A 12662-nucleotide genomic window follows, 5' to 3' on the forward strand; every position below is an offset into this window, starting at 1 on the left:
GGACGAAGGCCTTAGTTCACGAAAATCGCGTGAACTAGGGCCTTTTCCTCATACCCAGCCCAAATATTCGCCGGCTATCCATGCAGGACAGACGGCTTCCTACTTCGACGGCCACTCGTAGTCGAGCCCGGAGATCCCCGGCGTGGTGAAGCATCGCTGGACGCCACTGATCGGGTCGGTGAACTCCAGCCCCACTGAGGCCAAAAGTAGTGGACGGTCGAAATCTTCTTCGCCGAACGGGTGGATGACCGGATAGATGTTGTCGCCAATAATGGGTGCGCCGGCGGCCATCATCTGAACTCGAAGCTGGTGTGTACGACCCGTATGTGGCTCAAGGAGATAACGCGAAACCGGCCCATCAGCGCCATCAAGCGTCTCGAGACGCTGCACATCGCGCAACAGTGTCTCGGCGTTTGGCTCTGCACGCTCAACAATGCGCGATGCGATCTCGCCGTGTTCTTTGAGAATATGGTGGCGCCACACAGTGGGCGCTTTAATCCCGATGTCCGGGGCGATCGCTTCGTAGAGTTTCCGTACCTCCCGGCGAGCAAAGAGCTCTTGGTAGGCCCCGCGGAGCTCCTGTCGCTTGGTCAGGAGCAATAGTCCCGATGTGAGGCGATCGAGGCGGTGGGCCGGAGTGAGTTCCTCGTTGCCGGTGGCCCGGCGCAACCGTACTGTCGCGGTCTCAGTGATGTGGGCAGCGCGAGGCATGGTGGCCAGGAACGGCGGCTTGCGCACCACCAGGATGGCGTCATCCTCGTAGACGGTTTCGATCTCGAAAGGCACGGGTGCCTCGGGCGCGGGACGGCGGTAGAAGTAGACATCAGTCCCGGGCTCGATGACGGAGTCGGGGGCGAGAGGTGTGGCGTCGCGAAGCACGACCTCGCCGCGGGTGAAGCGCTCGTGGAGCGCGGCGGCGTCGTCAAGCGGATCGCGGTAGCGCTGCTCCGCGATGACTCGAGAGACGAATTCCCACGCCGTGACCGGCTCTGATCCGGGGAGTCGTACCCGGCTAGCACCGAGTCCGCCCCGCGGTGGAAGGGGAGAAGCTTTTCTCGTTTTCTTGCGCGCCATGACGTGTAGAGTCTATGCCCATGGACCTTGCAGCAATTCTTGAACCCATGATCACGTTCTTCTCCGAGGGCATCGGCGCCATCATCGCGGACATCGCGCGCGCAATCTACGCGGTGCTTTACCCGGCTAATGCGGACGCAGCCCGACCGATTGAGATCCCGAATTAAGAATCCTCACTAGTCCGTACCGGACAACCCCCGACGAGGCTCACCGCGCTACAGTGGAACTGTACACAGTGAGCCTCGTTTTGTGATTGGAGAAACACTCCAGTCGGGAAGGTGCAACAATGACTCGCGAAGATATTGTCGTCGTCGCCGTTGACGGCAGCGCAGCCTCGGACAACGCCGTGCGTTGGGCGGCCAACACCGCGATGAAACGAGGCATCCCGCTGCGGCTGGCCTCGAGCTACACAATGCCGCAGTTCCTCTACGCCGAGGGAATGGTTCCCCCGCAAGAGCTTTTCGACGACCTCCAGCGCGAAAGCATCGCCACCATCGATGACGCCCGCGAGATCGCCCTGAGCGTCGCGCCGGACTTGATGATCGGCCACGCCGTCGCCGAGGGCTCTCCCATCGACATGCTGCTGGAGATGTCCAAGGACGCCACCATGATCGTCATGGGCTCCCGCGGCCTGGGTGGCCTCTCAGGCATGGTGCTCGGCTCGGTCTCCGGCGCGGTGGTATCTCACGCCGAGTGCCCTGTCGTCGTCGTGCGCGAGGACAACCTGGTCAACGAAGCCAACAAGTACGGCCCCGTTGTCGTCGGTGTGGACGGTTCCGAAGTGTCGGACCGCGCTACCGCAATCGCCTTTGATGAGGCAGCTGCTCGCGGCGCGGAGCTGATCGCCGTCCACACTTGGATCGACACGCAGGTGCAGGGCCCGGGCGCAGGCTACGCCATCACTGAGGACTACTGGCACGAGGTGCAACGCGAGAAGGCCACCAAGTTGGCCGAGGTGCTGCGCCCCCACCAGGAGGCCCACCCGGACGTCAAGGTCACGACCATCATCGCGCGCGATCGCCCGGTGAACTCGTTGATCGAGGCCGCCGAGGGAGCCCAGCTGCTGGTCACGGGCTCGCATGGCCGCGGCGGATTCAAGGGAATGCTCCTCGGTTCCACCTCTCGCGCTCTGCTGCAGGCGGCACCATGCCCCATGATGGTGGTTCGCCCCGAACACTAAGAAGCAACTGTTAGCCACCTGTTACACAAATGAGGTGTGGCTGTAGTCGACAGATACTTAGGACTGCGGAACAATGGTCCTGTCCGCAAAAAATATTCGTGAAGGGAATTACATCATGACCCCCACCCTCGGTTTCCTCGGTTGGATCATCATCGGCGGCATCGCCGGCTGGATCGCATCCATGGTTATGAACCGCGATGCCTCCATGGGCATCATCGCCAACATCATCGTTGGTATCATCGGCGGCCTCCTCGGCGGCTTCCTGCTTAGCCTCTTCGGTGTTGACGTCGCCGGCGGCGGCATGATCTTCAGCTTCCTGACCTGCCTCCTGGGTGCGGTTATCCTGCTGTGGATCGTCAACGCAGTCACCTCTCGTCGCCGCTAGGCCAGAGAACAGAATTATCCCCGGTGCTCGCACCGGGGATTTTTTGTGCCCTGAACTCGGCAAACCAACCGAAACTGGTACATACGAACCGGTTTGTCTAAGTTGTTTACTAGCCGGTTTCATATCCGGTCCGTCCCCGTGTCTGCATCGAAGGAGATGATCCTGGGTGGCTAACTCCAGCGCCAGCGCGTCGAAAAAAGCTGCACCCGCGCGTCGTCGCAACCGGCCGAGCCCACGGCAGAGGCTTCTCGACGCCGCCACGAAGCTGTTCACCGAAGAAGGCATCCGCGTCATCGGTATCGACCGCATCCTGCGCGAAGCCGATGTGGCGAAGGCCTCGCTGTACTCCCTGCTGGGATCCAAGGACAACCTCGTCATCGCCTACCTTGAGCGCCTGGACGAGGAATACCGGCAGCGCTGGGAGGAGCGGGTCTCCGAAACCGATGAGGTGGACGCACAGATCCTCGCGTTCTTCGACATGGCTATCGATGAGGAGCCGGCCAAGGATTTCCGCGGTAGCCCCTTCTTCAACGCCGCCAGCGAGTACCCGCGCCCCGAGACCGAGTCGGAAGAGCGCATCGTGGCCACCTGCCGCAAGCATCGCGAATGGATGCACTCCACGCTGGCCGAGCTGCTGCGCCGCAAAAACGGCTACGACTCCTCCAGCGAGGCGAGCCAGCTGCTGATCTTCCTCGATGGCGGCCTCGCCGGCGCGCGCTTCGAACGCTCCGCGACGCCGTTGATCACCGCGCGTGAGCTCGCCGCGCAGCTCCTCGGCGAGCCACCGGCCGACTACTCCATCTAGGAGTTTGCGTCCTTTTCCTGAGCCTGCTTTTCCGCACGCCGCCGCTTGGCCGCTTCGCGTTGGAGGCGCGAGGCCTCCTTCTTCGCCTTCCCGCGCTGGCGGGCAAGCTCCTTCTTCTCTGCCTTGGCTTCGCGACGCTGCCGCTTGGCATCGGCCTTCTCGGCGGCAAGCTCGCGGTTGACGGCAAGCAGCGTGGACGGGTGGGCGAGTGACCCCAGGCGGCGCCGGCGCCGGGAGCGCTTGGCGGCGCGTCGCTCGGATTTCTCCGTCCGGTTCGTCTCCCTGGAGGTGGTGATGTGGGCGCGGGTGTCGTCGTCAAGCGGCAGCCTTTTGACCACCAGCCACCACAAAAAGATGGTCAGGCCGAGGGTCCAGAGGTTGCCCATGAACCAGTAGAGCAGCAGCGCAACGGGCACCAGGCCCGTCAGCCCCGCCATGCCGATCATGAGGGGAACGAACGGGACGATAATCCAGATTATGCGGTAGACCCGCCGGGCGCCGGGGTTGTCCCACTCCAAGGTGGAACGGGTGCGCAACTGGGAGAGGACCAGGTTGAACGTGGTGAAGACGACGGCGCTGAGGATCATGGGGATGGCGAGCGAGCGGACGTCGTCAAGCGTGGTGCCCAAGTGGTCGAACTGCTCTGGCGTCATCGATACGTAGGCGGGCAGCGGAACCCCAAGGAAGGACGCTTCCTGGAACGAGGCGACATCGGCGGGCGTGAGCACGCCGGTGGTGTGGCCCTGGGCGCGTTCAGGCACGGCCATCCAGAGCAACAGGCGGTAGAGACCGAGGAAGAACGGCACCTGCAACAAGGCGGGGCCACAACCGGCAAATGGGTTATAGCGGTGCTCCTTGTGAATCCGGCGTGTTTCCTGTTCATGCATGCGCACGCCCTCGGGGGTGGTGTCGCTGCCGTAGCGCTCCTGGACCGCGGCGAGCTTGGGGCGCATGACCACGGTCAACCGGCTCGTCTTGTAGCTCATCCACGTCAGCGGTGAGATCAACGCGCGCACGGTGACCACCAGCAGGATCACGGAGGCAACCCACGCAGTGGAGCTGGAGACGTCGAGGACCGAAGCCAGCAGCCAGTGCCACAGCTTCAATACTGCGGACACGGGGTAGACGAAGGCCTCTATCATGCGCGGACCACCACTTTTCACCTCGGGAGTTGATATGGCCAGATGCTGGGTTAATGTTAGGCCATGAGTTCGACCTCGCCCGAAACCGTCCCGGCACGCACGCCCCGACGCATCACCGCTGGTGAAGTGTTCGGCGAGATCCTTCTGACCGTCGGCGTCCTTTTACTGCTGTTTGCCTACTACGAGTCGTTTTGGACCAACGTGAAGTCGCAAAAGCTGCAGGAGACGGCGCAGACCCAGCTGGAGCAACAGTGGGTCAACCCCCGCGTGGCATCGACGCCCGAGCTTGGCGACGCCTTCGCGCGCATGTACATCCCCGCCTTTGGCTCCGACTACCAATTCGCCATCATCGAGGGCGTGGACGAACAGGCGTTGCTCGCCGGCCCGGGCCGCTACCCCGACACCCAACTACCGGGCGAGCCGGGCAACTTCGCCGTCGCCGGCCACCGCGTGGGCAAGGGCGCGCCGTTCAACGACCTCGGCCGCCTCGCCGCGTGTGACGCAATCGTGGTGGAGACCCAACGCCAGTGGGTGACCTACCGGGTGCTGCCGATGACGACGGATCCCGCCCAGCGCGCGCAGGAGATCGCGCCGTGCATCGGCGGCGAGGCGGCGCAGCGCGTGACGGGCGGCGACTACGCGCACGTGCTCGGCCGGCACATCACCACGCCGAACGATGTGAGCGTGATCAACCCGGTGCCGGAGACGGACATGGTTGAGGTCGCCGAGGGGCTCGAGGGCATGATCACCCTGACCACGTGCCACCCGCAGTTCTCCAACGCGGAGCGCATGATCGTCCACGCCGTGCAGACCGAGGCCGTGGACAAACCGGCTGGCATTCCAGCCGCAATGACGGAGGTGAGCTAAATGTATTCGCTTTTCTGGCGCTCGTTGCCGGGCGGCACGGCGGTCAAGACTCTGATCACCCTTGCCCTCCTGGTGGGGATCTTCTTCCTACTCATGGAGGTTGTCTTCCCGTGGGTGGCGACGTTCATGCCGTACAACGACGTCGCCGTGTAGGCAAGGCGCAAGGAAGGCGCTAACCCCAGCGCGGAGGCGGCGGCGTCCAGCTTGCGAGGGCGTCGATAAGCGCGTCGGGGTCGTCGGAGCACACGAGTGCGTCGCGGTCCGCTGGGCGGATAAAACCCTCCGCCACCATGTGCTCGACCATCGTCATGAACGGTGCCCAGAAGGACGTGCCGAGCAGCCCGATGGGTTTGCGATGCAAGCCGAGCTGCTGGCTCGTCCACTCCTCGAGCAACTCGTCGAGGGTGCCTGCACCGCCGGGCAGGGCGACGATTGCGTCGCTCAGCGCGCTCATCCTGGTCTTGCGCTCAGCCATGGTCTCGACGACCTCGAGTGCGGTGAGGTGCTCGAACTTGAGCTCGTAGTTGGCCAGGTGCGTGGTGAGCACGCCGGTGGCCTGCCCGCCGGCGCTGACGGTCGCCTGCGCGACCCGGCCCATGACGCCGAGGCGGCTGCCTCCGTAGACGAGCCCGATTCCGCGCGTGGCAAGGGCTGCGCCGAACGCGTCGGCGAGGGAGAGGTTGGCCGGGTTCGTGCCGGGGTTGGCGCCGGCGTAGACGGCGATGGCGCGCACCCGCCGGGGCAGCAGCGCGGGGAAGACGGCCTCGCGAAGCAGCGGGGCGAGCGCGACGCCCGCGGGATCCGCCGGATCGACCCAGGCCAGCTCCGCGATCTCGGCGCAGGCGCGCGGGGCGCCGCTGGGGCTGTCGGGGCCGTCGGGGCCGCGGTGGGTGAACACCGTCGCCGTCACGAGGTGACCCGGCTCGTTGGAGGCATCGGCGGTGAAAGTGCCAACGGCTTCGAGGTCGCCGGGGTTGATCTGCACCCCGATTTCCTCGCGGACTTCGCGCACTGCGGCATCGAGGGGTGTCTCCCCGGGGTCGAGTTTCCCGCCGGGCAGCTGGAACCGCGGGCTGGATGCCTTGCGCACGCATAGGACACCGCCGTCGCGGTCACGCAGGACGACGGCGGCGACGTGGATGACCACTGGCCCGGTCACAGTCCCAGGTTGGCGATCGCCATCTCGGCCACGGCTTGGGCCTTGATCGATTCTTGCTGGTTGCTCCACACGGTGACCACTACCGGGCCCTTGGCCACCGAGTACACCGCGCCCGTGGTCCCGTTCGGGCCGGGCACCGTCCCGCCGCCGGCGCGCCCGCCGTTCCATCCGGCGGGCTCGTCGGCAGGCTCGGTGTCGTTGATGGGCGCGGCCCAGTCCACCACCGCCATCGCCTCATCGGCACTGGACATGTGGCGCACCACCACGGTCAGCTGCGGTTCCTCCGGGTAGGACCAGAACTGGCAGGCCGGGGTGTCGAAGCGCGCATCGGTGCCCACGCCGGTGACGCGTTGGCCGTTGGTCTCGGCCACCCACTGCGTGTCCAGGTAGGGGCACTCCTCGAAGGAGGCGCGGTCGGTCGCCGGGACCGCGTCGAGGGGCAGGCCCCCGTCCAGGGCGGCAGGTGCCGCAGCGGGCGTTGCGGGTTCGGTGGGCACCTGGCCGGCCGGGTCCGAGGAGCAGCCGGCCAGCAGGGCAGACGCGGCAAGGGCGGCCAGAGCGGTCGGTAGGGTAAGACGCATGAGCACAAGACTAGCGGTGTTGCGTGAACCGTCGACGGACGTGCCGGACAACAAGGCGCTCGACACCGGCATCACTGTGCTGAGCGTGTCGCTGCTGGTCATCTCGCTGGTGGCGATGCTGCGCCTGCCGCTGGACTACGCGCTGCTGCACCTGACGCTCGTCTCTGTGTTCTCGTTTCTGCTGTTCTACGGGATCGTGGAGATGCACCGCTGGGGCCGGGTCGGGCGTTCGACGTGGCTGATGGTGCTCACCGGCGTGTGGATCGCGGATTCTCTGGTCACCGCCATTGCGCTGTACTGGGTGTTTATCCTCTTCTTCGTCTACCTGCGCGCGTTCAACGACTGGATCGGCTACACCTGGGTCGCGCTCGGCCTGGGTATTTCCGTCGGCATCCAGTGGCCCGGGGGCTTAAGCATCGGCGGCGTGGTCGGTCCGGTGCTCTCCGCGCTGGTGGTGGTGGCCACGAACTACGCCTTCACCACGATCGCGCGCGTGAGCAAGGACAGGGAGAGGCTTATCGACGAGCTCATGGCCACCCGCGTCCAGCTACTCGAGACCGAGCGCGAGGCGGGCGTGGCCCAGGAACGCGAGCGCCTCGCCCACGAGATCCACGACACGGTGGCGCAGGGCTTGTCCAGCATCCAAATGCTGCTGCACGCCGCGGAGCGCGATCTGGCCGCCACGGGGCTGAGCGAGGCGCAGCTCGCGGCACCGACGCGGCGGATGGAGACGGCGCGCCGGGCGGCGTCGAACAGCCTGGCGGAGACCAGGGCGATCATTGCGGCGTTGACCCCGGCGGCGTTGAAGGAGACGTCGCTAAGCGAGGCCCTCGGCCGCATCGCGTCGGACTTTGCGACGGCCGGCGAGATGGACATCGAGGTCGCCACCGACGGCGAGGCCGCGCAACTGCCCATGCGCACCGAGGCTGGGCTGCTGCGCATCGCGCAGGGGGCGGTGTCGAACGCGGTGAAGCACGCGCAGGCCACCAAGGTGCGGGTGACGCTGACCTACGGTGCGGGCGAGGTGCGCCTCGATGTCGTGGACAACGGCGTCGGTTTCGATGTTGCGGCGCAGCGCGACACACCCACGGGGATGGGCCACCTCGGGCTGGACGCGATGCGCACGCGTGCTCGGGAGCTCGGCGGGGAGCTCGTCGTGGAATCCGCCCCCGGCGGGCCGACGGCGGTGTCCGTAGCGGTGCCCGGTACTATCAACCAAAAGGAGGACATCGCATGATTCGGGTTTTGCTTGCAGACGACCACGAGATTGTCCGCCTCGGCTTGCGCGCCGTGTTGGAGGAGGCCGAGGACATCATCGTCGTCGGCGAAGTCGCAACTGCGGAAGGCGCGATCTCGACGGCGCAGGCCGGCGGCATCGACGTCATCCTCATGGATCTGCGCTTCGGCGCGGGGCCGCAGGGTGCTCGCGTGACCACGGGCGCCGAGGCGACGGCGGAGATCCGCCGCACCATGGACCACCCGCCGCGCGTTTTGGTGGTGACCAACTACGACACCGACGCCGACATTCTCGGCGCGATTGAGTCGGGCGCGGTCGGCTACCTGCTCAAGGACGCCCCGCCAGAGGAGCTGCTGGAGGCGGTGCGCTCGTGCGCGAAGGGCGACACCGCGATGAGCCCGGTGGTTAAGGACCGGCTGGACAACCGCGACCGCGCACCACGGTCCTCACTCACCCCGCGTGAGTTGGAGGTGCTGCAGCTGGTGGCGCAGGGCTCGTCCAACCGGGAGATCGGTCAGGAGCTCATGCTGTCCGAGGCGACGGTGAAGTCGCACCTCGTGCACATCTACGACAAGCTCGGCGTGCGCTCCCGCACCTCAGCGGTGGCCTCGGCGCGGGAGCAGGGAGTTCTCTAACGAGTCGCGCTAGCGGGACTTTTCCTGGATCTCGATGGTGAGCTGGTCAGCCTCGCGGTCGAGCGAGTTGTGGGCCAGGCGCTGCTGCTCCGGGTTCATGTGCTCGGCGTTGCTCACGGTCAGTTCGAGCTCGTCGAGGCGGACGTCGAGGTCCTTGCGGTAGCTGTCGCTGAGCTCGTCGTTGTGGGCCGCGTTGTCGCGGATCGCGTCGATGCGGGCCTTGAGTTCCGCTCCGCGGCCGGAGTAACGGGCGAGGTCCTGGGTGGTCAGACCCAAGGAGTTTGCGCGGTTCTGGATCCGCTGCTGCTGGTACGAGGTCAGTGCGCGGTACGCCAGCGGAGCCAGCACGGGAATGAGGATGCGGGCGCCGCCGAGAAGGTTCTTCGCCTTCTTCTTGGTCAGGCCGGACTCCTCGATGCGCTTCAGATGTGCCTCGGCGAGCTTGCGCTCGTGCTTGCGCTTGCGCTTGAGGCCCTTCTTCTCGGCGTTGAGCAGGCGCTTCTCCGCCTTGTCGAGGAGCTCGGCGGTGCGGCGGTCGTTCTTCGCCTGCGCCTTCGCCGCCTGGCGGGCGCGGGCTTGCGCGGCCTTAATCTCTGCCTTCGTCGCGGCGCGGTACTTGCGGATGGTGTTGAAGATTCCCATTGCTGTCCTCTCCTCGAGGTGTGAGTTTTGTTGTGTCCCGAAGGCGGTGCCCGAAAGCTGTGCCCGGAACTACTACCAGGGGCTCCACTTTACCTGGATGGAGGCGATAGGCTTGGGGGCGCTGTGAGCTGGAGTGAGAATAAATCGTGTGCGGTGCGCGCGTCCGACCTCGTCGGGTGCCGTTACCGGCTTCGGCAGCGCCGCACCCACCCTGAGGTGCCGGAGCCGCCCGAGGCGCTGCTGCGCCAACCCCAGGTGGACGCGGCCCGGGCGGCTGTCTTTGACAACCTGCCCGTTAAGCGCGCGCTTGGCGACGGCTCCGCGCGCCGCTTCACCCGCGTCGACCTCGACCCCGCCCGCCCCGCGGAATCCGTTACCGCCACCCGCGCGGCGATGGCGCGCGGCGCGGACCTGATCACCAACGCCGTGCTCACCGGCACCGTCGACGGTGTGGAGGTGGTCGCGGAGGTCGACGTCCTCGCCCGCCGTGGTGCGACGTCGACGTACATGCCGGTGATGATCTCCAACCACCGTGTCGCGCGCGCCCACGACGGCGAGCCGCGCATGCGGTTCATCCCCACCGGCAGGCTGAGCCTCGGCGCCCCGATCGCTGTGGCGGCACGGGCGCGGCACCATACCGTCGACGGCTACCGGCTCGCGCTGGCGCATTTGTTGCTCGGCGCGGCGTCCGATGGGTGGGGAGCGCTCATCGGCCAGGACCGCACCCGCGCCTACCTCGTCGAATCCACGCGCTACGTCGCCCCGCTGCGCGACGCTCTCGCCCAGCCGATCCCGGAGGCGCCGCGCCGCCTGAAGCAGTGCGCCTCCTGCCGGTTCTGGCCGCTGTGCGAGTCGCAGCTGACCGCGGCGGACGACATTTCGCTGGTTTTCCCCGGCGGGCGCGCCGACTCCTTTAGGGAGCGCGGCATTGACACGGTCGCAGGGCTTATCGACGCCAACCTGGGCGAGCCCTCCCGCATCGCCGAAGCCTGGCGCGAGGGCGTCCCGGTGCTGCGCCGGCGCGGGGCGGCGCCCGTGCCGCGGGCGGACGTGGAGGTCGACGTGGACATGGAGGCCTATCTCGACCAGGGCGCCTACCTTTGGGGCGCGTTCGATGGCGAGGCCTACCACGCCTTTGTCACCTGGGAGGAGGTCGGCGCGGCCGCGGAGGAGGCGAACTTCGCCGCGTTCTGGTCCTGGCTGATGGGTATGCGCGACCAGGCGCACGCCGAGGGCAAGACGTTTGCCGCCTACTGCTACGCGGCGGGCGGGGAGAACCACTGGCTGACGTCTTCGGCGAAGCGTTTCGGCGCGGTGGAGCTCGCTGAGGTCCAGCGCTTCATCGTTTCCGATGAGTGGATTGACGTCTTCGCCTACGCGCGGCGCCACCTCGTTGGCACCGACGGGCTGGGGCTCAAGGTGCTCGGGCCGGTGGCGGGTTTCACCTGGGAGGACGAGGACGTCGACGGGGAGCGCTCCGTCGCCCTGCGCCTTGCGGCGCGGCGTGGCGACGCCCAGGCGCGCGAGATGCTGCTGCGCTACAACGAGGACGATTGCCGGGGCACGCGTGCTGTGCGCGAGTTCCTCGCCGCCGGCGCGCCGGGCGTGCCCGACCTGTGACCGGGCGCGGTTGCATGAGTTGCTCTAGCTGCGGCGCCGCTCGGCGGCGGCAAGCGCTGCGGCGATACCGACCAGCAGGGCTAACAGCCCGGCGAGGACGGCGATGAAGCCGGCCCACGGCAGCGACCCGAAGGCCGCGCCGGTTGCCGCGCCGAGCACGGACGAGCCCATGTAGTAGCAGAACACATACAGCGACGACGCCTCGGCGCGGTCGCGATCGGCGATGCGCCCGACCCACCCGGACGCGGCGGAGTGCAGGGCGAAGAAGCTGGCGGTAAACAGCAGCATGCCGGCTAGGGCGAGCCAGAGCGCGGGGCTGATCGCCACGAGCACGCCGAGAAGCATGAGTGCTGCGGCGGCCACGACGACCGGCCCGCGACCGAAGCGCGTGACGTAGACGCCCGCCCGCGCCGAGGAGAAGGTGCCGGAGAGGTACATGACGAACACGAGCCCGGCCAGAGCGGGCGGCAGTCCGAAGTGCTCGATGGCGCGGTAGCCGAAGTAGTTGTACAGCGAGACAAACACGCCCATGGAGACGAACGCGGCCGCGTACAGCGCAATCAATCGGGGGTTGCGCAGGTGGCGCACCACGGCGTGGATTTCGCTGCCCGGCCGGATGCTGTCCTTGGGGGTGAAGTTGCGTTGCTGGGGCAGCAGCACCGCCACGGCCAGGGAGAGTGCGAGGGCGAAGGCGGAGGTGGCCAGAAGCGCCCAGCGCCACGATGCGAACTCGAGCACGGCGGCGGGGATGAGGCGGCCGGTGAGACCGCCGATCGAAGTTCCGGCGATGTAGAGACCCATCGCCCCCGGCAGGTCAGACTCGTCGAGTTCCTCCGACAGCCACGCCATGGCTACGGCGGGGGTGCCCGCGATGAGCGCGCCTTGGACCGCACGCAGGGCGATGAGCTGGCCCGCGGTCTGGCACAGCGGCAGGCATAGTCCCACCGCTGAGGCGGCGAGGGCGGAGATCAGAATGATCCGGCCTCGGCCGTACTTCTCCGAGAGGATGGAAAAGGGGATGACGAACAAGGCCAGCGCTCCGGTGGCCGCCGACACCGTCAGCGCGGAGGTCACCGGCGGGATGCCGAGCTCGGAGGTGAGTGTGGGCAGAAGTGCCTGGGTGGAGTACAGCGAGTTGAAGATGGCCAAGCCCACGGCGAGCATGGCGAGCTGCGCCCGCTTGAACTCCGCTGTTCCCGACCGGATTTTCACTGCCTAACGCTCCTTCGTACGACGTCGTTTGCGTTGTGCTTTGCTCCCCGAGACCCCCGAGACACCCGAGGCGTCCTCAAAGTCCCAGAGTGTAGTCGGCGGCGTGGCGTCGAAAAGCTTGTT

The 12662-nt window shown here is 66.8% G+C and carries 15 protein-coding genes; 9 read left to right on the plus strand and 6 right to left on the minus strand.

Going from position 1 to position 12662, the window contains the following annotated elements; translation table 11 throughout:
• Positions 1 to 99: 99 nt before the first annotated feature.
• The gene (locus tag VVR41_RS02885) at positions 100 to 1074 is read right to left on the minus strand and encodes a pseudouridine synthase (RefSeq protein ID WP_368523518.1); all 975 of its coding nucleotides are present in this window, start codon (positions 1072 to 1074) and stop codon (positions 100 to 102) included.
• Between the two features lie 20 nt (positions 1075 to 1094).
• Between VVR41_RS02885 and VVR41_RS02890 the strand changes: the two genes are divergently transcribed.
• From VVR41_RS02890 to VVR41_RS02905, 4 genes are all read left to right on the plus strand, one after another.
• Entirely contained in the window at positions 1095 to 1241 is a 147-nt protein-coding gene (locus VVR41_RS02890) for a hypothetical protein (RefSeq protein WP_321101540.1), read from the plus strand.
• Between the two features lie 119 nt (positions 1242 to 1360).
• A complete protein-coding gene (locus tag VVR41_RS02895) occupies positions 1361 to 2254 on the plus strand; it encodes a universal stress protein (RefSeq protein ID WP_368523519.1) in 894 nt (297 codons plus the stop codon).
• Positions 2255 to 2369: 115 nt separating this feature from the next.
• Positions 2370 to 2639, plus strand: a complete 270-nt coding sequence (locus tag VVR41_RS02900) for a GlsB/YeaQ/YmgE family stress response membrane protein (RefSeq protein WP_321101544.1) — start codon at positions 2370 to 2372, stop codon at positions 2637 to 2639.
• A gap of 166 nt (positions 2640 to 2805) precedes the next feature.
• Complete coding sequence (locus VVR41_RS02905) at positions 2806 to 3444, plus strand: TetR/AcrR family transcriptional regulator (RefSeq protein WP_368523520.1); 639 nt, start codon at positions 2806 to 2808, stop codon at positions 3442 to 3444.
• Here the strand turns inward: VVR41_RS02905 and yidC are convergent.
• A complete protein-coding gene (gene yidC, locus VVR41_RS02910; protein ID WP_368523521.1) occupies positions 3441 to 4586 on the minus strand; it encodes a membrane protein insertase YidC in 1146 nt (381 codons plus the stop codon). The genes VVR41_RS02905 and yidC overlap by 4 nt on opposite strands.
• 63 nt (positions 4587 to 4649) lie before the next feature.
• On the opposite strand from yidC, the gene VVR41_RS02915 reads away from it, so the two are divergent.
• Both VVR41_RS02915 and VVR41_RS02920 read left to right on the plus strand, forming a co-directional pair.
• Positions 4650 to 5453: a class E sortase gene (locus tag VVR41_RS02915; protein ID WP_368523522.1), complete on the plus strand. Its 804-nt coding sequence runs from the start codon at positions 4650 to 4652 to the stop codon at positions 5451 to 5453.
• A complete protein-coding gene (locus VVR41_RS02920) occupies positions 5454 to 5606 on the plus strand; it encodes a hypothetical protein (RefSeq protein WP_321101550.1) in 153 nt (50 codons plus the stop codon). It begins immediately after the preceding gene.
• 19 nt (positions 5607 to 5625) lie between these two features.
• Here VVR41_RS02920 and VVR41_RS02925 read toward each other — a convergent pair whose 3' ends face one another.
• On the minus strand, positions 5626 to 6612 hold the full coding sequence (locus tag VVR41_RS02925; protein ID WP_368523523.1) for a TIGR00730 family Rossman fold protein: 987 nt from the start codon (positions 6610 to 6612) through the stop codon (positions 5626 to 5628).
• Positions 6609 to 7193 (minus strand): DUF2020 domain-containing protein, encoded by a 585-nt coding sequence (locus VVR41_RS02930; RefSeq protein ID WP_368523524.1) that lies wholly within the window; start codon positions 7191 to 7193, stop codon positions 6609 to 6611. Before VVR41_RS02930 ends, VVR41_RS02925 begins: the two co-directional genes overlap by 4 nt.
• Between VVR41_RS02930 and VVR41_RS02935 the strand changes: the two genes are divergently transcribed.
• Together VVR41_RS02935 and VVR41_RS02940 are read left to right on the plus strand one after the other, a co-directional pair.
• Positions 7192 to 8430 (plus strand): sensor histidine kinase, encoded by a 1239-nt coding sequence (locus tag VVR41_RS02935; RefSeq protein ID WP_368523525.1) that lies wholly within the window; start codon positions 7192 to 7194, stop codon positions 8428 to 8430. The genes VVR41_RS02930 and VVR41_RS02935 overlap by 2 nt on opposite strands.
• Positions 8427 to 9065 (plus strand): response regulator transcription factor, encoded by a 639-nt coding sequence (locus VVR41_RS02940; protein ID WP_321101558.1) that lies wholly within the window; start codon positions 8427 to 8429, stop codon positions 9063 to 9065. Before VVR41_RS02935 ends, VVR41_RS02940 begins: the two co-directional genes overlap by 4 nt.
• 9 nt (positions 9066 to 9074) lie before the next feature.
• Here VVR41_RS02940 and VVR41_RS02945 read toward each other — a convergent pair whose 3' ends face one another.
• The gene (locus tag VVR41_RS02945; RefSeq protein ID WP_368523526.1) at positions 9075 to 9707 is read right to left on the minus strand and encodes a DUF6474 family protein; all 633 of its coding nucleotides are present in this window, start codon (positions 9705 to 9707) and stop codon (positions 9075 to 9077) included.
• 123 nt (positions 9708 to 9830) lie between these two features.
• Between VVR41_RS02945 and VVR41_RS02950 the strand changes: the two genes are divergently transcribed.
• A complete protein-coding gene (locus VVR41_RS02950; protein WP_368523527.1) occupies positions 9831 to 11327 on the plus strand; it encodes a TM0106 family RecB-like putative nuclease in 1497 nt (498 codons plus the stop codon).
• Positions 11328 to 11351: 24 nt separating this feature from the next.
• Here VVR41_RS02950 and VVR41_RS02955 read toward each other — a convergent pair whose 3' ends face one another.
• A complete protein-coding gene (locus VVR41_RS02955) occupies positions 11352 to 12491 on the minus strand; it encodes an MFS transporter (protein WP_409338264.1) in 1140 nt (379 codons plus the stop codon).
• Positions 12492 to 12662 lie beyond the last annotated feature (171 nt).

The organism is Corynebacterium sp. LK2510 (assembly GCF_040946405.1).
Classification (GTDB): Bacteria; Actinomycetota; Actinomycetes; order Mycobacteriales; family Mycobacteriaceae; genus Corynebacterium.